Genomic DNA, 22,118 nt, shown 5'->3' with positions numbered 1-22,118 from the left:
CAGAGCAATGCCACGCTGGCGCTCTTTTTTTCTGGACTCTTTTATTTCAAAGAGCCTCCAGCACATTTGCGACGATGCAACATCGTCGTGCACTCCGGGCAACAACGCCCGTCATCACATCGCGCAATCCAACACGGATCTTTACGGAACACGCGTGATCACAAGGAGAAAAACATGTCTGCCCCGAATCGCAGCCACCATCACCATTCTGACGCAGAGCCATCACAACGTCCGAACTCATCCCCAAAACTACTGGCCACGGCCATCGCACTCGCCGCCGGGATAACCACCCTACCCGCCCTCGCCGACCAGCAATCCGTCCTCGAAGAAGTGACCGTCACCGCCCAGAAACGCGAACAGTCCATGCAGGATGTCTCCGTCGCCGTCAGCGCATTCTCCGGCGACGCCATCGACAAAATGGGCTTCGAGGAAGGACTGGATATCACCCAGCAGGTGCCCAACATGAACTTCTTCGCCATCTTCGGCGAAGCCTCCAGCCCCTCAGTCAGCCTGCGCGGCATCAGCCTGGTGAATTTCTCCGACTCCTGGGAATCCCCGGTTTCCATCTACGTAGACGATGTCTACCGCGGCAACCCCGCCGGCTCCGCGATCCAGCTGTTCGACCTGGAGCGGGTCGAAGTACTGCGCGGCCCACAGGGAACACTCTACGGCCGCAACACCACCGGCGGCCTCGTACATTATGTTTCGCGCAAACCCACCGAAGAATTTGAAGCCAATGTCAGCGCCAGCATCGGCACCTACTCCGAGAGCATTCTCGAAGGCAGCCTGAGCGGGCCACTCAGCGATGGCGTGCGCGGACGCGTCGCCGTCAAAAACACCCTGAACGATGGCTGGCAGACCAACACCGTGACCGGCGACAAACTCAATGACACCGACAGCTTCGGCTACCGCAGCCAGCTTGAATTTGACCTCGCCGAAAATGCCAGCCTGCTGCTGAACGCGCACGGCAGCAGCGCCGACCAGCAGTCCGTCGGCTTTGCCCATATGGGGTACCTGGAAGAAGCTGTGGATGGCGCAGACAAGTGCTCGGTCACCGCCATTCAGAACGGCGCCTGTACCAGCGCCACCTTCGGGCTCACTGGTGCAGAAGCAGTGGGTGGCAAGTTTGACCCCGAACATGTGGCGTCCGGCGCTGACGACGGACTCACCACCAGGATTGATACCTTCGGCACTTCCGCCACACTGAACTGGGATTTCGAGAATTTCAGCCTGACCACCATCACCGCCTATGAAGAACTGGACAAGTTCCTGCAGGACGACGGTGACGGTACCGCCATCGTCTGGTTTGACGAACAGTATGCAGTGGACGCGGAACAGTACACCCAGGAAATCCGCCTGAGCGGCAATACCGAAACCAGCAACTGGGTGACTGGATTCTATTACTACAAAGACGACCGCGGTCTGGTCACCGAAGCCCCGACCACCGCAGATGGTTTATGGCACCGGGAAATCGTCACCCTCGACAGCGAATCCTGGGCCCTGTTCGGGCAACTGGAATACGACCTGACACCGGTACTGACCCTCGTCAGCGGCCTGCGCTATACCGAAGAGGAACGCGACTTCACCCAGGATGCCGGCCCCAGCTTTTATGCCGATGCTGTCGATACCACCAAAGACCTGAGCGACAGCGCCACCACCGGCCGCATCGGCCTCGACTGGCGTCCCGCACCGGGTACCCTGGCCTACGCCAGTTACTCCACCGGCTTCAAGAGCGGCGGTTTTTCCGGAAGCTACAATGCCAACGATCTCGCCACCGACCCGGTGGGTGCAGAAACCATTGCGAATTTCGAGCTGGGTCTGAAAACCACGCTCGCAGAAGTGTATCGACTGAACGCCGCCGCCTTCCATTACACTGTGGAAGACTATCAGGCGCAGGTATTTATCAGTGTTGCGGAAGGCAGCGTGATCACCAATGCCGGCGATGTCAGCGGTACCGGTGCCGAAGTGGAGCTGACCGCACCAATCACCAACAACTTCGAAGTGATCGCCGGCGCCGGCTGGCTCAGTACTGAGTTCGATTCCGAGCAGATATTTTTTGTGGCCGGCGATGCCTATACCCTCGACGGCAATGAACTGCCCTCTGCACCGGGTTTCACCTACAACCTCATGGCCCGTTATTACATGAGCCTGGGTGAAAGCGGCGAGCTGGTATTCCAGGGGGACTACGCGTGGCAGGACGACCACTACCTGCAAATTGAAAACGACCCCTACTCCCGGCAGCAGGCTTACGGTCTCGCCAACGCCAAAATCAGCTGGCACTCTCCCACCGATGCTTACAGCGTGGAAGCTTTCGCCAGGAACCTGGCCAACGAAGAGTATTTCACCTACCAGAATACCCTGGGTGGCGACTGGGGCTATGGCGTCTGGGGCCAGCCCCGTACCGCCGGTGTGCGCTTCAACTGGAAACTCTGATTTTCCCCGGCGAATTTTTCGTTCATCACAAGCGCCTCAAATGAGGCGCTTTTTTTATTGTCAACTGGTACGCACTTACCTTCAATTCCCCTGAATCCCGCGCGCAGATCGATTAGTATTTTCCTTTCCCGATTTCCCACCATTTTCAAAAGGATCTGAAAATGAGCACTCTTCTGCTGTGCAACAGGGACATGACGTCTCCAGCCATACAACAAGCCTGTAGCGCCAACCTGCAACAATATTCCGCACCCCACTGCCCCGATCCGCGCATTGCCCGCGCCAATACGCCCTACCTGCTCAACGGACACAGCGACAGCCAGGGCAAACGCATCCAGACCCTGCTGGCCCCACCGCAGGTTGCCCGCTCCGTCACCGAGCTGTCTCTCACCTTCGGCGAGGACAACACCATCGCAATCGCGGCGATGATGGATCAATTGCGGGATTACAATATTGCGCTCACCGGCGCCTCGACCAGTGTCTATGATGAGCGGATCAAGGGCTTTGCCGAATCGGTAAAAAGGTACCAAGTAGCACTGCTGAGCTACCGGGATGCAAAACTCAGTCAAGCCACCAACCAGGCACAATTGAAACAGCAGGCACACACCGCGTTCTATAAGATGCAGGCCCAGTTTCGAGCGGAACTGAACGCTGCCACCAGTCACATCCGCTCCCGCCGCGGCACCCCACTCACCAGCGCTGAACGCGGCACCAACATTGCCAGCAGCAGCCGCAGTGTGGCCAAATTGCAGTTAAGCAACGAAATTCAAGCACACAAGCTGGTTAAGTTCAGCCAGTACACGACTCTTCTCGGCAATGGTCTGGCGGTGATTGATTTTGGATCAAAGGCCGGCAGGGTTCATTCTAGCTATAAGGCCGGAGGCAATTGGGAGAAAGATCTCTTTATTGAGTCGAGTCGATTCGCGGCCAGTGCCGGAGCGGGTGTTATAGCCGCAAAGGCCGGACTCGCACTCTTTATGTTCGCCACTCCAGTTGGCTGGGCAGCGGTAATTGCCGGAGGGCTTATCATTGCTGGAACGGCCACCATCTCCATCACCGCCGACCGCCATTTTGAGAAAAATGGTGAAATGTATTACGACACCATAATGCACGCACTAAATCGACCATGAGCACATTAAACTACATAATACTATTTTCATTTTTCGGCTTACTTCTGGGCTGGATTCTATTCGTAATTTTCGGGCAAGTTACGGTACGAAAACTACGAAAAAACCCAGAAACCAAGGATTACTTGGGAATTGAGTTCTTAAGTGGATGGGATATTTTCAACGTTGCCCAAGCACTAGCCACACCCAGAAAATTCCACAAAATCCTGGAAAGAGGAAAACTGTCGGCACTTAGCGCCAAGACAGATATTTTACGGAAGCACACCAACAAGCTGGACAGATTTCTAGCAATTATATTTTTTTGGGTTTTTCTTGCATCTGGCTCAATGATGATTTTCAGCATCCTTCTTGAATCTATGAAATAACTACCACTCCACACCCTTCCTCGCAGAAACACCACTCTCAAACGCGTGCTTCTGCGATTTCATTTCCGTCACTGTGTCGGCAATATCCATGAGGTACTGCTTGGCACCACGCCCAGTCACGATCACGCTCTGCTCTTTTGGCCGGTTCTCGATGGCCGACAGTACTTCTGCTTTATCCAGCCACTTGTAGTTCAGCGCGTAGGTAAGCTCGTCCATCACTACCAGATACACGGAATCATCGGCCAGGGCCGCCTTCAGTTTTTCCCATACAGCCAGCGCAGCGGCTTTATCGGCTTCAAAGTCCTGGGTTTCCCAGGTGAAGTCGGTGCCCATTTCAAACCACTGCAAAGGGTATTGTTCAGATGGCAACTGGCTCAGCAGGTTCTTCTCGCCGCACTCCCATACGCCTTTGATAAACTGCCCTACCACGACCTTGTAGCCGTAACCCAGCGCGCGGGTAACCGTGCCCATGGCCGCCGTGGTCTTGCCTTTGCCGTCACCGGTGTAGACGATAAAGATCCCGCGCTCTTCCAGCGCTTTCGCCACACCGGCGTCCACGATTTCCTTGCGTGCCTGCATGCGTTTTTTATGGCGCTGCTGCTTGTCGTTTTCAGAGTTGCTCATAACAAACCACTAGAATAATTTGATGGGAAGCATAACAGGAATCGCAGCTCACAAGTCGCCGAGCGAAAGCGCGCTGGCGGCCCGATACGGGACGATTGCCAACAGGTTGTGGAGTATCGGGCCGCCAGCGTGCGCCCGAGGGTAGGAAGAAAGCAAAACCAAATAGCGGGCCTTGCGACCCGCTTTACCGAGCGGATCAGTCCAGACTGAACTGTACGCCCGCGTATATCGCGGCACCCGCCGTGTTAAAGCCGGCTACTTCGCGGTAGCCTTCATCGAGCAGGTTTTCCCCGCGCAGGGTGAAGGCAATACGATCGCTGAAATCGTACTTCGCATTCAGATCCAGCCGGTTGTAGCTGTCCAGCGCCAGCGCTGGTTCGCCCCATACAGGATTGAGGCTATCGCGATCGGCAACATACCGCCAGTTACCGGCAAGGCTCAGGCGCTCGTCCAGCAGGCTGTAATTCACCCCCAGGTTGTACACCTCCTGCGCCACATTCAATCGCTGCTCACCCGCACTGTCTGTACTGTCCAGCCAGGTGCCATTGGCATACCAGCGGGCAGAGTCGGTGAATTTTCCTGAAAGGTAGAGCTCATACCCTTCCGAGTCACTCTCGCCGTCATCCTGCGCATAGGCGCCCCAGCCCGAGCCGAGACCGCTCACATACACGATGGCATCGCTGACGGTCTGGCGGAAGGCAACCAATTCCAGTTGCAGCAATTCGGCGAAGCTGTACTCCAGGCCCAGCTCAAAACCACGACTGGTTTCCGGGCCAACCGGCGCAACACCGCCGTCCAGGTTGGTGGTCATCTCAAAAGGACTCGGCGAACGAAAACCAGTACTGGCGCTGGCGCGGTATTTGATCTTCTGGTTATCGCCGATCAGATGTGGCACAGCCGCCGAGATACGCCAACTGTCATGATCATCATCTTCCAACCGGTCATGGCGATAGCCGATCATATAGAAAACCTTTTCCGCCATTTCCCCACGCCATTCAGCGTAGAGCCCGACAAGATCTACAGATTCCGGCTTATCAAGAGGCTCGTACTCTTGCTCGTACTCCTGCTCGTCCAGATCGGCGCCCCAGGAAATCGCACCGCTATCCAGGTTCCAGTTACCGGAGTAATTCCACTCGTCGATGCGGCCTGCCACCGCATTACTGCTGGCGCCCTCCACCAAGCTGTCGCGCTCCAGCTGCTGGCTGGATATCGTGACCCTGTGCTCCACCCCATCGGTATTCAGTTTCGCGGTCAGCTGGTAAGTTTTTTGCTGGTACTGGCCTTCACAGTCGTCACTCGGGTTCCAACCCACGGAACAGCCGTCGAACTCAGTATCCGCATCGATCTGGCGCACCTGCCCTTCGACAGAAAATTGTTCACTGAATGCATAACCGAGACTCGCACTGGTAGTGCGGTTGTCATAGCCATCACGCTCGCCACTGGAATCAGTTTCACGCGCATTGAAGCCGTCGGAATCGAGCTGACTCAGGTTCAGTTTGTAATTCCAGCCAGCCTGTTCACCGCGCAGTGCCACCTGATTGCGATTGGTGTTGTAACGGCCGGTCTCCGCACTGAGCTGCAACTCCAGCGGTTTTTGCGCGCGTTTGGTAATGATATTGATCACACCACCGGCACCGGCGCCGTACATCATGCCCTGAGGCCCGCGCAGTACTTCGATGCGCTCCACGTCACTGGCAAGCAGGTGCTGGAACTGGGTGGTAACCTGGGTATTGGTTGGATCGGCCACGTTCACGCCGTCCAGTAATACCAGGGTGCGGGAACCGGACTCCCCGCGCACATAAATATTGCTGACTTTACCCAGGCCGCCGTTATTGCTGACGGAAATTCCCGGCAGGGTTTTGACCACATCCATCAGGGTGGCATAACCGAGTTTTTCGATATCGACAGCGGTCAGCACGGAAACCGACACAGCGGTCTGCGCCCGCGGGATTTCCACCCGGCTGGCGGTAACAACAACCTGTTCCAGTGTTTGATCTACGGAAGTGACGGTGCTTTCCGCCGTGGCGGTTTGCACGAACGCCGAAGCGCTGGCAACGATGGCGCTGGCGAGCAGATTTTTTTTCATGGTATTCCCCAATCTGAAAATGCGTTCGATTGAGGGAGGGGAGACGGGCGACAGAGACAGGCGTGCGCGCACACCGGCAATGAATGACTAGCCCGGACAAAGCCCTCCGCTTTATCGCAGTTACTGTCCTCAAGGCCGGTATCGGGCTTATCGTTCTCTGCGGACTGCGGAAAGCGAATCACCGTTGCGGGGGCAGCGCCGGATTTAAAATACTCACACCGGACTTCCCGTTTAACCCAACCAAGCCAGCCGCTTGTGGCGACTATGACTGCTGGGCACCTGGAGAGGGCGCGAGTATATAGGAATTGTGCGGGGGCGGGAATGAAGGGCTGGTCACAGCATGCCGAATTAGGTGCTATGGCGGCACTGCTACCGGGTACAACCTTGTGCGACACGCCGTGAACCCATCCCTGGGGGCTCGGCTGCGGCCGTCCTGGCCGCAGACGGTCTCACAAGGTTGTACCCGGTATCAGTGCCTTCGCGGATATTTCTGCGCACGAAACGTAAATCAGAACAGCAACGGCTTAAATCAGGTCTCCGGCAACAAACTCCGGGCGCTCGTCACGCCAGCGGAATTCACTGTGTATACCATACACCTCACCTACCCGCGCCGGCGTCAGTACCTCTTCGGCAGAACCCTCTGCCGCAAGCGATCCATTGTGCAGCAGAAGAATCCGGTCACAATAGCGCGCCGCGAGCGCGAGGTCGTGCAGTGCGAGGATCACGGTTTTGCCCATATCAGCCTGCTGGCGGAAAGTCTGCATCAACTGCAACTGGTGGCGGATATCCAGTGCCGCGCCGGGCTCGTCCGCAATCAGCAGCGGTGCATCGCCTACCAGTAGCCGCGCCAGCTGCACGCGCCGCAATTCCCCTCCTGAAAGCTGCGTCACCGGCCGCGCCGCCAGGTGCCCTGCATCGACCTGCTGCAATGCCAGCAGGGCGCGCCGGGCCCTCTCAGGGCGGTCTATGGAGCGCCCCCAGGGCAGCAGCCCCAGCGCCACCAGATCCTGTGCCGCCAGGCTCCAGGCCGGCGCTTCCTGCTGTGGCAGGTAAGCGCACAGCTGTGCCCGCTCCGCCGCCGCAATGCGATGGAATGCACGCGCTCCCAGTGAAAGCTGCCCTGCACTGGCCGTATAAATACCGGCGAGACAACCCAGCAGGCTGCTCTTGCCGGCGCCATTGGGGCCAATTACTGCGGTAAGTTCGCCGGGCCTGAAGACGCATCGGATACCCTCGAGTACCGTGCGCTGATTGCGCGCCAGGGTCAGGTCACGACAGGACAATTCAAGATTCTGCAAATCGCTCACAGGCTCATCTCCCGCCGCCCGCTGACGATCAACCAGAAAAAGAACGGTGCACCGATAAAGGCAGTCACCGCACCGATGCGCAGTTCCTGGGTGCCTACGGTGTTGAGCACCAGTACATCCGCCAGCTGCAGCAACAAGGCACCGGCAAGCGCGCTGGCCCACAGCAGCCGCCCCGGATCCTGGCCGACCAGTGGACGCATCAGGTGTGGAACTACTAGGCCGATAAAGCCGATAGTGCCGGCGACGGCCACCGAACTGCCCACGGCAAACGCGATGCCGAACAGTACCAGCAGTGGATAGCGGCGGCCGGCGAATCCGAGGGATGCCGCACTGGCCTCACCGAGGGAAAGCGCGCGCAGGTAATTGCGCGCGCAAAACAACATGACGGCACCGGCAATGATAAACGGCAGCGCCAGCAGTACCTGATCCCATCCGCGGTTGGCCAGGGATCCCAGCAGCCAGAACACGATTTCCTGCATGGCAAACATGCTCGGCGCATAATTCAGGGCCAGTGCCATCAGCGCCGACAGAAATGCATTGATGGCAACGCCGGCCAGCACCAGCCGGCTGGCGCTGGCTCCGCGCCCGGCCAGCAGCCAGACTCCGCCGACGGCGAGCAGTGCACCGCTGATGGCGAGTAACGGCAGCAGCAGCCCACTCACCGCCGCGCCGTAATACAGCACCAGAATGGCGGCCAGCGCGGCGCCACTGCTCACCCCCAGCAGTGCCGGTTCCGCAAGCGGGTTGCGCAGCATGCCCTGCATGGCCGCACCACCCATGCCCAGCGCTGCGCCCACCAACAGGGCCAGTGCGGCCCGCGGCAGGCGCAGCTGCCACAGGATCACAGCGTCACTGCTGTCGCTGCGCCAGCCACTGGCAATAGCTGCCGGCAGGTCGATGGCCACTGGCCCGCTGGACAATGCCAGCAGCAGGGCAACCGGCAGCGCGGCCAGTAACAGTGCCATGATGGTTTTATTCCGCGTCGACAATTTCCGCTCTCTTCTGTTTCAGTTGCTGCAGCGCTTCCACCGCCGCCAGAGCCGGGCAATAGCCCAGCTGTTCCGGCAGTCGATAGGTCCGTCCGCTGTCGATATACCGCCTCAATACCGGATGGCGTTCAGCCAGGTGGGCGATGGCGAAGTCCTGCGCGCCGCCGTAAAGCACCAGCAGATCCGGCGCCAGTGCGACGACCTGTTCGAGGCTGACGCGCCCCAGCTGGTTCACGCCCTCTTCTGCCGCCAGGTTGGTAAAACCGGCGCGGGTAAGTAGCTGGTGCTCCAGCATGCCGCTGCCGTAAGTAATATTGTTGGCGGAAAGGATCAGGGCGCGGGGCTGGCTGTGTTCGTTGCCTGCGGAAGGTTTATCTGCGAGCAGCTGGGCCAGCTGTTTTTCCTGCGCGGCCAGCTGCGGCAGTGGCCCCAGTGCTTCATCGAGTGCCGCCAGTTGTGCCTGCAATTGCTCCAGGCTGTAGGCATCCGGAATGCGCACCACGGTAAAGCCCAACTGTTCCAGCCGCGCCGCTGCGCGCTGCGCGCCAAACTGCCCCGTGATCACCAGATCCGGTTTTAGCGGCAGTAATTCTTCGGCCTGGGCGCGGTTCAGGTAGATGTGCTCAGGCACCGGCGCGCGACGATATGGCGACTGTCCCGAGAGCCAGGTGACGGAGACGATCTTTTCTGGCGGTAACCAGTTGAGCAGTATCTGGTCGAGGCACAGGTTCAGGGAGGCAATGCGCTCTGCCGCCAATACAGGCGCGGCACACAGCCACAAACCGCACAACAGCCATACCCGCGGTCGGGTCGTCCTTCCCTGGCGCCCCATGAATCAGCTCATCTCGATGGCGTTGAGCGCTTCTGCGAGAGTCTTCACCGCCACCACTTCCATGCCTTCGATATCGTTTTTCAGGCGGTTACCCGCCGGCACGATGGCCTTGCGGAATCCGTGCTTGGCGGCTTCCCTGAGACGCTCCTGCCCGGACGGCACCGGGCGGATTTCCCCGGCGAGGCCCACCTCGCCGAACACCACCATGTCCCGCGGCAGCGGGCGGTTGCGGAAACTCGAGACCACCGACACCAGCAGTGTCAGGTCGGCGCTGGTTTCCATCACTTTCACGCCCCCAACCACGTTGATGAACACATCCTGGTCACCCACCAGCACCCCGCCATGGCGGTGCAGCACCGCGAGCAGCATGTTGAGGCGGTTCTGATCCAGGCCCACGGCGACCCGACGCGGGTTGCCAAGGCTGCTGTCATCCACCAGAGCCTGCAGCTCCACCAGCAGCGGCCGCGTGCCTTCCCAGATGGTAGTGACCACGGAGCCCGCGGCAATTTCGTCGGCGCGCTGCAGGAAGATCGCCGAGGGGTTGGACACTTCCTTCAGCCCCTGTTCGGTCATCGCGAATACGCCCAGCTCGTTTACCGCGCCAAAGCGATTCTTGTGCGCGCGCAGGGTGCGGAAACGGGAATCGTGGGTGCCTTCCAGCATGATCGAGCAGTCGATGATGTGTTCCAGCACTTTCGGGCCGGCCAGGCTGCCGTCTTTGGTGACGTGACCCACGAGAATCAGCGCCGTGCCAGTCTGTTTGGCATAGCGGGTGAGGTAGGCGGCACTCTCGCGCACCTGCGCCACGGAGCCAGGCGCGGACTGTACTTCGGCCATATGCATAACCTGGATGGAATCCACCACCATGACCCTGGGTTTTACCTCGCCGGCGGTGAGACAGATCTGCTCGACATTGGTCTCAGACAGCATCTGCAGGTGATCCGCCGGCAGCCCCAGGCGCTTGGCACGCATGGCCACCTGCTGCAGGGATTCCTCGCCGGTCACATACAGCGCCGGCAGCTTCTGTGAAAGATGACACAGGGTCTGCAGCAGAACCGTAGACTTACCGGCACCGGGGTGCCCGCCAATCAGCACCACCGATCCGGGCACCAGCCCGCCGCCCAGCACCCGGTCCAGCTCACTGGCATTGGTGGGGATGCGCGGCAGCTCGCTGAGGTCGATCTCGGAAAGCTTCTGCACCCGGCCCTGCCCGGCCGCACCGGCGTAGCCGGCCTGAGCACTGGTAAAGTTGGCGGAGCGACTGTCGGTATGCGCCGGCCCCAGCCGCACTTCACTCAGACTGTTCCACGCCCCGCAGGCACCGCACTGGCCCGCCCATTTGCTGTAGTCGGCTCCGCATTCATTACAGACAAATGCGGTTTTGGATTTTTTGGCCAAGATGTTCTCTCGTCGCTCGGTTGGATGGCGGTCTTGTTCAAGTCCGGTGGCGGTGCCGCTATCGGATGCGAATCTCTGAGGCACGGGCCAGGCGCCCGGAACTTGCTGACAAGGTACGCGGAAAGCGGAGAAGTTTACCCCTCCGCCACAGCGGAGGAAAACCGGGGATTCCTACCACTATCATTTGCATGGAGCGAGGCCCCCAAAAAATGCGGCCTCCGACTCAAAGCACTGGCGGCATAATTGCCTTGTTGCTAGCCTGTCGAGTCTTCAACAGCTAGCCTGAGAGTAACGTCGGTCGAAATGCGGCCGCGCCAGCTCTACTATCGGGAACCGTTTCACCGCGGTAGTCACCATGAACCCAGAACCGCACCGTCCACCGCACATGTCTCTCGGGAAGTCGCCAGTTGCCGCCAACGCTTCCAGACTCCCTGGAATCTGGTTGCTGCGCACTGACGATATTATTTCTGGCAGCCCATCCGCCGACGCGCTGGCCAAATTGCTGTCCGGGGAAGAACGCGCGCGCCAGCGCAGTTACCGCAGTGAAGACGCGCAGCACCAATTCCTGTTAGGCCGGGCACTGATGCGGCGGGTACTCGGCAAGCTCAGTGGCACCCAGCCCGAGGCCCTGAGGTTTTCACGACTGCCCAGTGGCAAACCCCTGCTGGAAAACGCCCCCGAACTCCACTTCAGTCTTAGCCACAGTGGCCGCTGGATCGCGCTGGCCGTATCAGAAAGCCAGGCCATTGGCATCGACATCGAGCAGCCGCAAAAACCACGCAATTTCGCACGCATCGCCCGCCACTATTTCCACCCCCAGGAATGTGCCTTGCTGGATGCGCCACCACGGGAATTGATGCCCATACACTTCTACCGGATGTGGACCCTCAAGGAGGCCTTCTACAAGGCCCGGGGCACGGGTATCTCCGAAGGGTTGGGACGCGTCGATTTCTCAGGCTTCCACCTGGGAGAGGGCGTGCAATTTGCCAGCGACCTTCCCGGACGGGAGCTGCCGTGGCAGTTTTTCTATGCCATGTATCCCCTGCGCGACACGTCCCAGCTACATCTGGCAGTAGCCGGGGTCGACCCTGCGATTGCTGACCTGTCAGCCAAGGCGATTCGTCGCGGAATGGCCTGAGGCTACTTGCGCCGCGCTGCTGCAACTCCTAAGATCCTGCGCAATATTCGCTCGCATCATCCCCGTATTCATGGTCAAGATCCTCAGGACACTGCTGTTACTTGCGCTGTTCGCCCTCGCAGGTGAAGCCATGGCAATGCCCTGTGAGCAGGGCGGTGACCGGGGAGCCCCACAGAGCGAGCACGATGCGATGTCCCCGTCGGCGAATAACACACAAAGTGAAACCGAAAGCTGTCCATGCAGCAGCGACAGCTGCCATTCCGGGATGGCCTTGCAGCAAGACTGCAGCAGTGATTGCCGCTGCTGTTCCGGCGCCTGTGCCGGTGTCATTCCCCCCACAGCGATGCCGACTGAATTTGCCCGGTTCAATCTTTTCCGGCTGGCCTACCTGGCACCGGACTCAAGCCAGGAGCCCGAGACGGTCATCCGTCCACCCATACTCTCCTGACCGGAAACCAGTGGCCTTGCAACGGGCATTTCTGGTCATCCCCACGCCACACACAGGGTAATCCGCCCTTACAGCCGGCCATTGCCGGGACACCCAACTCGCGGGTATTCACATATTTTTTTACAGCAGGACACCATTATGCGACCAACATTACTGACGCTCGGCTTGATGCTTTTTTTCCTGAGCGGCTGCAGCGAGAGCGAGCGCCAAAACCCAGTGGCCAAAACCGCCTCGGTTGCTACGGCTGACACCATAGCTCTCACCACGTTCAAATCCGCCACTTGCGGCTGCTGCAAACTGTGGGTCGATCACGCCAGTGACGGCGGCTTTGCCATCGATGCCCGCGATGTTGACAACCTGAATGAGATCAAGCAACGGCACCAGATCGCGCCGGAATTCCAGTCGTGCCACACCAGCGTGTCGGATAACGGTTATGTTTTCGAAGGGCACGTTCCCGCAAAATTGATTCGCCAGTTCCTGCAGAACCCGCCGGCAGGTGCCCGTGGACTTGCCGTACCCGCCATGCCGCTCGGCAGCCCAGGGATGGAAGTGGGTGATCGTTTTACGCCATACGAGGTTTTACAGCGCAACAACGATGGAAGCCAATCCATCTACGCCAACATTACTCGTCCGGAGCAGCAGTACTGAGGTAGCGACGGGGTAGCCGTGATCTCGCGACAGGCGCTGCATCGCGTCAGCGCCTGGTTACGCGGGCATGCCTGAGTGGTGGTCGGGGAGCCGGTCAGTGATCGCGTCTCCCCTATTTTCCCAGCCCGCAGTGCAACGCTAGCGCTGCGACAACTGCGCAAACCCACCTGTTGCGGTACTGAGGGTATTTGAAGCTAAAAACTCCCGCGCCTGCAGGTTATCTTTCAGCTGTGCGTCGAGGAAAGCCAGGCTCACCGCATTGGCCATCAGCAGCGCCTGCTCCTGCGGCTCCGCCTCCCGCTCCAGGCGACAGATCAAATTACCGAAATAATGATCGGCGCCCTCGGTGACCAGCAGGTTGTTCAACCCTTTGGCGCCGCGCTCATAGCTCATCGCATGCAATCGCCAGTCGCGGAAAAAGCGTGCTTCCACATCCCAGGTTCCGGTGGTCACCAGCTGCGGAACCGTCATGTTTTGCCAGCTCTGTTCATCGATCATGTCGAACATCGGCCCCGGAGGGCTGATGGCCACAACTGCCTGGATTCGGGCATCAAAGTCCCGCAAGCGCGAGTCAGCACCCGGCACTGCTGCGTCGGCACCACCAAGCATTTGCGCGGTAAAGGCCCCAAAACTGTGACCTGTAGCCGCCACCCTGCTCCGGTCGATACGTCGATCCAGCTGCGCCGATTGAGCCGCAAGCTGATCGAGCCCGTCGAGGATATTCACCAGATCCCGCGGACGCTGTTTCATCACGCCGTCCTGACCATAGCGCGTCATCGCCAGAATTCCGTTCAGCATCCCGCCCGCATCCAGATGGTCGGGCGCCAGCACCACATAGCCATGGCTGACCCAGTGATCGATGATGCGGTCATAGGCACGCCGGTCTGAAAAATTGCCGTGGGAAAACAACAGCAGGGGGAAGGACCCAGCGGATTCCGGATAGAACGCGGTCAGCATTAGTGGTCCGTCCGGAGTTGTGAGGGTCATTTCCGGAATAACCGCCACCGCATGGGGCCCCTGCTCGAGCCCGTAGAGCGAAGATATATCGGCATCAGCGGGCATCGGCCGGGCTTCCGCCAGTACCACTGGTTCAGGCTTGAACATCAGGACATAAAGTCCCCAGCTACCGGACAGTAAAATCACGACGGCCAGGGATAATCTCTTCAGCGTTTTCACTGGCCTTGCTCCTGTCCGACAAATGCAAGCAGATCCTGCAACGCCGACTCCACCCCTTCAACCGGCAGGAGGTGGCCAGCGCCTTTGTAGACCCGGAGTTCCACTGGGTTGCCGCTTTGCGCAATCAGAGTTTTAAAGCGTTCCGCCTGGGCTTCGGGAAGCTGTGGATTTTTTTCTCCCCACATCACCAGCGTCGGCACCGGGATCTCGGGCAACACCGATTCAGTGTCAGGAGATTTAAAGTCCTGCATCCGCCCAATGATGCCGCGCCTTATATTCCGGTTCCTGAATGTCCGAATGAAATCCGTTTTAAATGTCTCACTGGCGTTGTTGTCCGCAGTCAGCCAGTCTACGAACTGGACAAGTGACCAGTCCGGCAGGTAACGCAACACCCAGTAGGCTCCATCGGGCAGTCCCGCATTTTCCGCCGTGGACTGATCATGTCCCTCAAGCCCCCCGGAATTGACCAGGATCAGTTTCTCGACCCGATCCGGGTTTTGTGCTGCAAAGTTAAACATGGTCGCACCACCCATGGACGCACCGACCAGAATAGCGCGTTCGATGCCGTGGTGATCCATAAAAGCCCGCAGCGTATTCATGGTGCTCTGCAGCGAATAATTTCCATCCTCCGCCAGCGAGGAAAGACCATGACCCGGCACATCAAAGCGGTATACCGGCCGGCTGTGCGCCAGCTCGCGCGCCCACTCGTCCCACATTCCCATATGGAAAAACATCGCATGCAGGAGAATAACGGGTGTCTCGCCATCGTGGTCGAGACCTTCGGCGCGATAGGCGATTTCGGCCGGCCCGACGTCCAAAAAGGAAACGCCGCGGGAAAACTCAGTATCCTTCAGCGCGTGATCCCGGTATGCGTAACTGCCATAGAGCGCAAACAACAGCACAATTAAGAGGATCGCGCCCAGAAGGCGCAAGAACCATTTCAAGACAACAGTCATTATGACTACCTCGCCCGCAGTTTTTATTTGTTTTATAACGCCAACCAATAAACATCGCGCGACACCGCGAGGCACTCCAGATTTAATTGCCCCTTAAATTATCATTTATCAATTTTTGTCAAAAAAACGTCCTGTAAAAAACGGCAGCGTTGACACATGCAAGCCTCATTCTGCCACCAGCAGCCCCCGGTACATCTTCATCTGGCACGTAAAGGGATATTCGCCGGCTTCCAGCGCCGGAAGCTTTACCTCAACAGTCTCATGCACGGGTAGCCGGGTGCTGATATCCAGATCGGAAAAGACTACGTACTCCGCGCAAGGACTCGGATCCTCACGCAGGAATTGCAGGACAACCGCCTGCCCAGCGGGCACTGTTATATGGTCAGGTTCGTACACACCGTCATTTACCCGAATCACCAAAGACTCCTGGTAGCGCTCCCCGGATGATTTTTTTCCCGCAATCCAGAACCACCACACAATCGCGGCAATCAATAGCAAGCCGGCAATGTTTATCAGTGCACTTATCACGACTGCACCTCCTTGAGCTCCGAAGGCTTGAAAAAACGCAAACGGTTCGCATTGCTTACCACCGTCACGGAAGAAAGCGCCATGGCCGCACCCGCAATCACCGGACTCAATAACGCGCCGGTGAATGGATACAGCACGCCTGCGGCAATAGGAATGCCCAGCGTGTTATACACAAAAGCGCCGAATAAATTCTGCTTGATATTGCGCAGGGTCGCCCTGGACAATTCAATCGCATCGGCGACCCCGTGCAGTGAAGAACGCATGAGCGTTACGTCGGCCGTCTCAATAGCTACATCGGTACCGGCACCAATAGCAAATCCGACATCCGCGCGTGCCAGCGCCGGCGCATCATTAATGCCATCACCGGCCATGCCTACGCGTTTACCCTTTTGTTGCAGTTTCTGCACAAGCGTCTCTTTGTCTTCCGGCTGCAGATCCGCATGCACCTCATCAATGTTCAACTGCCTGGCGACTGCCTCGGCCGTCGCGCGATTGTCACCGGTCAGCATTTGCACCCGCAAGCCAAGTTTCTGCAACCGCGCAACGGCCGCCTCCGCATCTTCCCGTATCGGGTCTGCGACGGCGATAACCCCGGCAATGCGCCCATCCACGGCCGCGTACATGGCGGTACGACCTTTTTCCGCCAGTGCTTCCGCGCGCGCGGGCCATTCGCCCACGTCAATTTGTTCCTTTTCCATCAGCTTGCGATTACCGAGCATCACCGTTTTGCCCTCAACGGTTCCCCGTACCCCATGGGCGGTAATGGCTTCAAATTCTGTTACCCCGGGTAATTTCAGACCTTTGCCTTTGGCCGCCTGAACAATGGCTTCCGCGAGTGGGTGTTCCGAGCCTGTCTCCAGAGCAGCCAGCTGCGTAAGCAATGCGTCTTCCTCAGCGTCCGTCTCGATGTCCGTCAGCTTTGGGGCGCCCTCCGTCAGGGTTCCGGTTTTATCCACCACCAGCGTCTCGATATTACTGGCCTGCTGCAAGGCCTTGCCGTTGCGGATCAGCACACCGTGCTCTGCCCCCTTGCCGACACCCACCATCACGGACATGGGCGTGGCCAGACCAAGGGCGCAGGGGCAGGCAATGATCAGCACAGAGATCAGGACCACCAACATATGCGCGGCAACGGGCTCCGGGCCAAAGTTGAACCAGACCAGCGCGGCAACGATGGCTATGATCATCACGGTCGGGACAAAAATTGCGGAAATGCTGTCGGCAAGACGGGCGATTGGAACCCGCGAGTTTTGCGCGTTGCGCACCATTTCAATGATCTGTGAAAGACGGGTCTCTGCGCCCACCTTTTCTGCAACAAATACCAGCGTGCCGTTCTTGTTGAGCGTACCGGCAGACACGCTGTCTCCCGCTGTTTTTTTTACCGGAACCGGCTCACCGCTCAGCATGGATTCATCCACCAGGCTACTGCCTTCGTCGACAGTGCCATCCACAGGAATTTTTTCCCCGGGGCGCACGCGGATTCGGTCGCCTTTGTGAACGGCATTCAGTGGCACATCCCGCTCTTCGCCATCTTTGAGCACCCGCGCGCTGGTGTCCTGTAATTCAAGGAGTTTTTCGACTGCCGCGCTGGTTTTGCCACGGGCACGCACTTCGAGGGCTTGCCCGAGATTGATCAGACCGATGATCATCGCGCTCGCTTCAAAGTAGACATGCCGCGCCGATTCCGGCAACAGCTCGGGCCAGAGCACAACCAGCATCGAATACAGCCAGGCGGCGCCTGTGCCGAGCGCGATCAGCGTGTCCATATTCGCGTTGTGATGCCTGAATGCTTTCCAGGCCCCGGTATAGAAGTGCCCACCACAGAACACCATCACCACCAGGGTAGCCAGCCCGACCAAGCCCCATGCCAGCTGTTGGCCCGATGAGTGCACGGACATTTCCCCGGTGATCAGCCCCCAGGCCATCAGTGGCAGACCGACAGCCAATGCCGCAATACAGCGCCACAGCAGCTGGCGGTAGTGGCGACGATCCTCTGCCCTCTGCTGCTCCCGCTGTTCTCTCGGATCAGGCAGGGCCGGCTCTGCACCATAACCGGTATTTTCCACAGCTTCGATACAGCGCTTTTCATCCACATCGCCAGTGACGGTCAGTGTTTTCTCAGCAAGATTTACCTTGGCCTCATCAACACCGGCGAGGTTCTCCAGTGCGCCCTCGATTTTCCGCACGCAACCGGCGCAGGACGCACCGCGCAGGGTGAAAACATGTTTCTGGTTCGCCATCGCATCACCGCCTTCAAATATTCAACGTCCAATCTTGCTACCATGAGCATATAGGCCTGCCCCGGGGGTAAGGCAACTCCCCCCTATGGGCCGGGCTTGCATACCTGAAATCCCGGCTTTGGCCCACTGGTCAGCCCACTCTCCACGGGAATGGTGAGTCAACCCAAATGGCACACTGTCACCAGATGCCGGCAATGGTAGAATCGCGCCATGAAACATCCCCTGCTCCCGGAAAGACCACTCTGTGTTTCCCCCACTCTGGCCGCGACCCTTGGCCTGGAGGAAGCTGTGCTGCTTACCGCCCTGGGGGACATGCTGCCATTTCTGACTAATGAGTCCCACCCTGGTCGAGAATGGTATACCGCCGATAGCGAGCAGCTGCAGCAGTTGCTGCCGTTCTGGCGTCCGTCCGATATCCAACGCGTTGCCACCAGCCTGCGCAACCAGGGCGCCCTGCTGCTCGGCGCTGCGCCATACGGCGACAGCGGCATCCTGAAGTTCGCACTGCCCGCCACGCAGTCACCACCTTCCTCGCCGGAAAACAGCGGACACATCCAGACACACCAGGGACACTCGCCACCGGCTCATGCCCGTGGCCGCAGCGCCAACACCATTGGCCCCAACTGGACACCAGACAGCGAGACTCTGGCGCGCATCAGTCAGCTCGGGATACCTGAACATTTTGTCAGGGAGCAACTGCCAGAGTTCGTGACGTATTGGCGCGACCGGGGTGAATCCCGCCATTCATTCGGTTCACTGTTTCTCAAACTGGTAAAATCCAAGTGGGAAGCCTTTCGGGCCACCCAGGATCGCAAACGCCCACTGCCTGAAGAATGGCGTCCCGGTGAAGAGACACTGCGCAAGCTGTCCGACGAAGGCGTTCCGAGCACCTTCGTGCGCCGTTGCACACAGCGGTTTGTGGATTATCACCGCAGCAGTGGCAAGCAGTCTGTGTCCTGGGATCTTGAGTTCAACGACTGGGTGATGGAAGACTGGGAAAAGCAGGACGCGCCCTTTATTGAGAAGCGCAAACCCGTTGCGATGACCCGAGACTGGCAGCCGAGCGAGCACACCTGGGAGCAATTGCGTCGGCTCGCCATCAATCCGAATTTTGCCGCTGAACTGCTGCCTGAATTTATCTACAAATGGCTGGAGCGCGGTGGCCACAGTGCGCGCTGGGGTGAGCTCTTTATTGACTACGCGCGGGTTGAATGGGCGTATTACTGCCAGGGTATCGAGAAGAACCCGGTGGCCCGCCCTATCTCCCGCACCTGGCAGCCGTCGAGCGACTGTCTCGGCCACCTGCTGAATCAGTGTGAAATCGACCGCGAATTTGCCCTCGGGCTGGTGCCGGAGTTCCGCCTTTACTGGCGTGAACAGGGCGCTGCGCGCAAAAGCTGGGATTCAGTCTTTGTGCGGCACGCGCGCCATCAGTGGGCCGAGCGCAACAAGTTTGCAATAGGACAACATCATGGCAAGCCACAAGAATCCGGGAAACCAGCCAATCAGCGCACCCGCGACACATCCGTCTGGGACATCGTCACAGACACAAACTGGTAACTCCGAACTGGATGCAAAGAAGCGCGCGCTCAACGAAGTATTCGGGCTCCTCAAGCTTAGCTATCACAACCAGTTCAATTCGGCTTTTCCCGACGTCCAGACCCTGAACCATGCCAAGCGCTTGTGGCTCGAGTCGTTGTCAGGCTTTACCCCGGAACAAATCCTGATCGGTACCAAACGCGCCATTAAACAGTGTGAATACCTGCCGACTATCCACAAGATGCTGCAACTTTGCGCCGAGGGAGAAAGCGGTCTGCCCGAGCCTCGCGCGGCTTATCGGGAAGCCTGCAACGCACCCAGCCCCAAGGCAAACTTCAAGTGGAGCCACCCTGCGGTCTATCACGCTGGACGAGCCGCGGACTGGTTCTTTCTGGCAAATAATCCGGAAGCCTCGGCTTACCCCGTATTTGCCGCGCATTACAAGAAAATCTGTGAGCGCCTGATGGCCGGAGAGAGCCTTCCCGCCCCCGAGCAGATCCAGCTTGAGCATCAGCCCACCAGGCCCCTTTCAAAAGCGGAAAACGCCAAAAAACTCGCAGAATTACGCGCCCAATTAGAAATATGATTCGATCCGGGCCTGGGGCAGTGTTGGTTTAAGCTCCCGGGCCCGGTACGATTGATGCAGCTCTGCGCAGGATTTCCGCAGTGCATTATCCACATCAAACCAACCAACAGCAGGTAACGCCATGGCCCGGCCTATCATTCTGCTTGTTGTACCCGCAGCCCTGCTGGCCAATACCGCCAGTGCCGATTTTTACTCCCACCGCTACGGTGGCGTCAGTGTCCTCAACAGCAATTTCAGCGGCTTCTGTCCAGCCAGCCGAGCCTTTGTAAACAGCCTTGTCTCACCTACCCTGCAGGCCAGCCCCGGGGATTGCACAGAAAGCACGAGCAGCGGCTGGAAAATCTATGGAGGCTGGCAGTGGACTGAGCATTGGGCTGTAGAGGCTGACCTGCGGCAAGCCGGTGAGGGAGAGCTGTATTTCACTATGATGAGTCCCCGGTTGCCGCAGTTAAATGTCAGAGACCGGCTTACAACTCGCATGGGTAACGCTTTTGTTGTGGGCCACCTACCAATTGGCCGCAGCGGTATCAGTTTGTTCGGCAAAGTAGGGGCGGGCTTCTGGTTGAACCAACTCACCGAATACCAGGAGGGTGAAGCGCTTTTCACGGTACTGATGAGCGATGGTTCAACGCAGGGTGTCGCGGTACCTGTGTCAGGCAAGCTGAAAGACAATGCCAGTGGTTTTCACTGGGGTTACGGTGCAGGGGTCAGTTACCGCCATCACAACAGCTGGACGCTGCGCGCAGAGTGGGAAGTATTTCCCGACATTGGTTCAGAAGAGCTGCGCGCCCGATACGAGCTGGAGACGACATCACTCGGGTTGAGTATGCATTTCTGATCCGCTTGTAGATAACTCACCGGTTTTGGAATTGAGTTATCTACATGTGGTTTTTCCAGCTCCCCGTCAAACATTACTCACAGAATCATTGGATAGATTTGGGGATAACTCCGGGGTATCTGCGCGCAGCCGCATGGCTGCTGGCTTTCCCCAAACGGACAAAAAAACGACGAACGAAACAGCCGTAATTCCGGTTAATCCCGGATGAGCGCCGCTCTATTTTCGCCCTCGGGTTCCGCTCCGCGAACGGGCAAAAACCAGACTGATTTGATTCAGTTTTTTCCGCTTATACACAGGCCTATTACTCACAGAATCTCTGGATAGAGCTGGGGATAAGTACGGGTTATTGGCGTGAGGCCCCGTGGTTACTGGCTTTCCGCGAGCGTATAAAAAAACAACTTCTTTTACCTGCGCGGCCTGGAGCCAACCGTAAACAAATTTTACACGGCTTCCTGTTCGGATTGACCGCGCTTCAATTTTCAGATTGGAACCAATTTGATTTGTTTAGCTTTTCCACCGTTATCCACAAGTGGCTTACTCACAGAAACACTGGACAGAGCTGGGGATAAGTCCGGGATATTGTCTCTGGCTGGCGTGGTTGCTGGGTTTGGGAAAGCGATTAAAAAAGCGTCGCCAGAAGTGTGCCGTGAAATCGTTACCGGGGTGTAACAGGACGGCTCTAGTATCGTTGTTTTGTGGGTAACTTTTGTGTTGCTTTGAGGTTATCCAGGATCGGGCAGAGTCCTGTGGATAGTGATGGAAATGTGGCACAGGGATGTGCCAAACGAAAAAAGCCCTGACCGCGTTAGCGATCAGGGCTTTTGGAATAAAACCTGACGATGACCTACTCTCACATGGGGAAG

19 protein-coding genes and 1 riboswitch are annotated in these 22,118 nt (G+C 58.2%); of the genes, 9 read left to right on the top strand and 10 right to left on the bottom strand.

Going from position 1 to position 22,118, the window contains the following annotated elements; genetic code table 11:
* Positions 1–174 precede the first annotated feature (174 nt).
* The 3 genes from ACNKU7_RS16235 (at position 175) to ACNKU7_RS16225 (ending at position 3,922) form a co-directional block, all read left to right on the top strand.
* Complete coding sequence (locus tag ACNKU7_RS16235; RefSeq protein WP_418298053.1) at positions 175–2,433, top strand: TonB-dependent receptor; 2,259 nt, start codon at positions 175–177, stop codon at positions 2,431–2,433.
* Positions 2,434–2,594: 161 nt separating this feature from the next.
* On the top strand, positions 2,595–3,560 hold the full coding sequence (locus tag ACNKU7_RS16230) for a hypothetical protein (RefSeq protein WP_418298052.1): 966 nt from the start codon (positions 2,595–2,597) through the stop codon (positions 3,558–3,560).
* The gene (locus tag ACNKU7_RS16225; RefSeq protein ID WP_418298051.1) at positions 3,557–3,922 is read left to right on the top strand and encodes a hypothetical protein; all 366 of its coding nucleotides are present in this window, start codon (positions 3,557–3,559) and stop codon (positions 3,920–3,922) included. The genes ACNKU7_RS16230 and ACNKU7_RS16225 overlap by 4 nt, the downstream gene beginning before the upstream one ends.
* On the opposite strand, the gene cobO is transcribed toward ACNKU7_RS16225, so the two are convergent.
* From cobO to radA, 6 genes are all read right to left on the bottom strand, one after another.
* Positions 3,923–4,546, bottom strand: a complete 624-nt coding sequence (gene cobO, locus ACNKU7_RS16220; protein ID WP_418298050.1) for a cob(I)yrinic acid a,c-diamide adenosyltransferase — start codon at positions 4,544–4,546, stop codon at positions 3,923–3,925. It lies immediately after the preceding gene.
* Positions 4,547–4,742: 196 nt separating this feature from the next.
* The gene (locus tag ACNKU7_RS16215) at positions 4,743–6,632 is read right to left on the bottom strand and encodes a TonB-dependent receptor plug domain-containing protein (RefSeq protein WP_418298049.1); all 1,890 of its coding nucleotides are present in this window, start codon (positions 6,630–6,632) and stop codon (positions 4,743–4,745) included.
* A gap of 116 nt (positions 6,633–6,748) precedes the next feature.
* Positions 6,749–6,930: riboswitch (cobalamin riboswitch) on the bottom strand.
* 226 nt (positions 6,931–7,156) lie between these two features.
* Positions 7,157–7,939, bottom strand: a complete 783-nt coding sequence (locus tag ACNKU7_RS16210) for an ABC transporter ATP-binding protein (protein WP_418298048.1) — start codon at positions 7,937–7,939, stop codon at positions 7,157–7,159.
* Positions 7,936–8,928 (bottom strand): FecCD family ABC transporter permease, encoded by a 993-nt coding sequence (locus tag ACNKU7_RS16205; RefSeq protein ID WP_418298047.1) that lies wholly within the window; start codon positions 8,926–8,928, stop codon positions 7,936–7,938. The genes ACNKU7_RS16210 and ACNKU7_RS16205 overlap by 4 nt, the downstream gene beginning before the upstream one ends.
* Complete coding sequence (locus ACNKU7_RS16200) at positions 8,912–9,760, bottom strand: ABC transporter substrate-binding protein (RefSeq protein WP_418298046.1); 849 nt, start codon at positions 9,758–9,760, stop codon at positions 8,912–8,914. Before ACNKU7_RS16200 ends, ACNKU7_RS16205 begins: the two co-directional genes overlap by 17 nt.
* A gap of 3 nt (positions 9,761–9,763) precedes the next feature.
* Positions 9,764–11,158, bottom strand: a complete 1,395-nt coding sequence (gene radA / locus ACNKU7_RS16195; RefSeq protein WP_418298045.1) for a DNA repair protein RadA — start codon at positions 11,156–11,158, stop codon at positions 9,764–9,766.
* Positions 11,159–11,513: 355 nt separating this feature from the next.
* Here radA and ACNKU7_RS16190 point away from each other — a divergent pair, with 355 nt between their 5' ends.
* The 3 genes from ACNKU7_RS16190 (at position 11,514) to ACNKU7_RS16180 (ending at position 13,392) form a co-directional block, all read left to right on the top strand.
* Positions 11,514–12,296: a 4'-phosphopantetheinyl transferase family protein gene (locus tag ACNKU7_RS16190; protein ID WP_418298044.1), complete on the top strand. Its 783-nt coding sequence runs from the start codon at positions 11,514–11,516 to the stop codon at positions 12,294–12,296.
* Between the two features lie 70 nt (positions 12,297–12,366).
* On the top strand, positions 12,367–12,744 hold the full coding sequence (locus ACNKU7_RS16185; protein WP_418298043.1) for a hypothetical protein: 378 nt from the start codon (positions 12,367–12,369) through the stop codon (positions 12,742–12,744).
* Between the two features lie 138 nt (positions 12,745–12,882).
* The gene (locus ACNKU7_RS16180) at positions 12,883–13,392 is read left to right on the top strand and encodes a DUF411 domain-containing protein (RefSeq protein WP_418298042.1); all 510 of its coding nucleotides are present in this window, start codon (positions 12,883–12,885) and stop codon (positions 13,390–13,392) included.
* Between the two features lie 138 nt (positions 13,393–13,530).
* Here ACNKU7_RS16180 and ACNKU7_RS16175 read toward each other — a convergent pair whose 3' ends face one another.
* The 4 genes from ACNKU7_RS16175 to ACNKU7_RS16160 all read right to left on the bottom strand — a co-directional run bounded on the left by ACNKU7_RS16175 (position 13,531) and on the right by ACNKU7_RS16160 (position 18,292).
* Complete coding sequence (locus ACNKU7_RS16175) at positions 13,531–14,568, bottom strand: alpha/beta hydrolase family protein (protein WP_418298041.1); 1,038 nt, start codon at positions 14,566–14,568, stop codon at positions 13,531–13,533.
* Complete coding sequence (locus ACNKU7_RS16170) at positions 14,565–15,572, bottom strand: alpha/beta fold hydrolase (RefSeq protein WP_418298040.1); 1,008 nt, start codon at positions 15,570–15,572, stop codon at positions 14,565–14,567. Before ACNKU7_RS16170 ends, ACNKU7_RS16175 begins: the two co-directional genes overlap by 4 nt.
* A gap of 117 nt (positions 15,573–15,689) precedes the next feature.
* Complete coding sequence (locus ACNKU7_RS16165; protein WP_418298039.1) at positions 15,690–16,052, bottom strand: cupredoxin domain-containing protein; 363 nt, start codon at positions 16,050–16,052, stop codon at positions 15,690–15,692.
* Complete coding sequence (locus tag ACNKU7_RS16160; protein WP_418298038.1) at positions 16,049–18,292, bottom strand: heavy metal translocating P-type ATPase; 2,244 nt, start codon at positions 18,290–18,292, stop codon at positions 16,049–16,051. Before ACNKU7_RS16160 ends, ACNKU7_RS16165 begins: the two co-directional genes overlap by 4 nt.
* Before the next feature lie 210 nt (positions 18,293–18,502).
* Between ACNKU7_RS16160 and ACNKU7_RS16155 the strand changes: the two genes are divergently transcribed.
* The 3 genes from ACNKU7_RS16155 to ACNKU7_RS16145 all read left to right on the top strand — a co-directional run bounded on the left by ACNKU7_RS16155 (position 18,503) and on the right by ACNKU7_RS16145 (position 21,255).
* Positions 18,503–19,852, top strand: a complete 1,350-nt coding sequence (locus tag ACNKU7_RS16155; RefSeq protein ID WP_418298037.1) for a DnaT-like ssDNA-binding domain-containing protein — start codon at positions 18,503–18,505, stop codon at positions 19,850–19,852.
* Positions 19,764–20,417, top strand: a complete 654-nt coding sequence (locus ACNKU7_RS16150) for a replication protein P (RefSeq protein ID WP_418298036.1) — start codon at positions 19,764–19,766, stop codon at positions 20,415–20,417. Before ACNKU7_RS16155 ends, ACNKU7_RS16150 begins: the two co-directional genes overlap by 89 nt.
* A 121-nt stretch (positions 20,418–20,538) precedes the next feature.
* Positions 20,539–21,255: an outer membrane beta-barrel protein gene (locus ACNKU7_RS16145; protein ID WP_418298035.1), complete on the top strand. Its 717-nt coding sequence runs from the start codon at positions 20,539–20,541 to the stop codon at positions 21,253–21,255.
* Positions 21,256–22,118 lie beyond the last annotated feature (863 nt).

Source organism: Microbulbifer weihaiensis (assembly GCF_048323715.1).
In the GTDB taxonomy this organism is placed as follows: domain Bacteria; phylum Pseudomonadota; class Gammaproteobacteria; order Pseudomonadales; family Cellvibrionaceae; genus Microbulbifer.
This window is presented reverse-complemented; position numbering and strand designations above follow the sequence as displayed.

What these genes read in the sequence shown, in the direction of transcription:
- ACNKU7_RS16235 (WP_418298053.1), top strand. Translation starts at nt 175, where the DNA reads ATGTCTGCCCCGAATCGCAGCCACCATCACCATTCTGACGCAGAGCCA.
- ACNKU7_RS16230 (WP_418298052.1), top strand. Translation starts at nt 2,595, where the DNA reads ATGAGCACTCTTCTGCTGTGCAACAGGGACATGACGTCTCCAGCCATA.
- ACNKU7_RS16225 (WP_418298051.1), top strand. Translation starts at nt 3,557, where the DNA reads ATGAGCACATTAAACTACATAATACTATTTTCATTTTTCGGCTTACTT.
- cobO (WP_418298050.1), bottom strand. Translation starts at nt 4,546, where the DNA reads ATGAGCAACTCTGAAAACGACAAGCAGCAGCGCCATAAAAAACGCATG.
- ACNKU7_RS16215 (WP_418298049.1), bottom strand. Translation starts at nt 6,632, where the DNA reads ATGAAAAAAAATCTGCTCGCCAGCGCCATCGTTGCCAGCGCTTCGGCG.
- ACNKU7_RS16200 (WP_418298046.1), bottom strand. Translation starts at nt 9,760, where the DNA reads ATGGGGCGCCAGGGAAGGACGACCCGACCGCGGGTATGGCTGTTGTGC.
- ACNKU7_RS16190 (WP_418298044.1), top strand. Translation starts at nt 11,514, where the DNA reads ATGAACCCAGAACCGCACCGTCCACCGCACATGTCTCTCGGGAAGTCG.
- ACNKU7_RS16185 (WP_418298043.1), top strand. Translation starts at nt 12,367, where the DNA reads ATGGTCAAGATCCTCAGGACACTGCTGTTACTTGCGCTGTTCGCCCTC.
- ACNKU7_RS16180 (WP_418298042.1), top strand. Translation starts at nt 12,883, where the DNA reads ATGCGACCAACATTACTGACGCTCGGCTTGATGCTTTTTTTCCTGAGC.
- ACNKU7_RS16160 (WP_418298038.1), bottom strand. Translation starts at nt 18,292, where the DNA reads ATGGCGAACCAGAAACATGTTTTCACCCTGCGCGGTGCGTCCTGCGCC.
- ACNKU7_RS16155 (WP_418298037.1), top strand. Translation starts at nt 18,503, where the DNA reads ATGAAACATCCCCTGCTCCCGGAAAGACCACTCTGTGTTTCCCCCACT.
- ACNKU7_RS16150 (WP_418298036.1), top strand. Translation starts at nt 19,764, where the DNA reads ATGGCAAGCCACAAGAATCCGGGAAACCAGCCAATCAGCGCACCCGCG.
- ACNKU7_RS16145 (WP_418298035.1), top strand. Translation starts at nt 20,539, where the DNA reads ATGGCCCGGCCTATCATTCTGCTTGTTGTACCCGCAGCCCTGCTGGCC.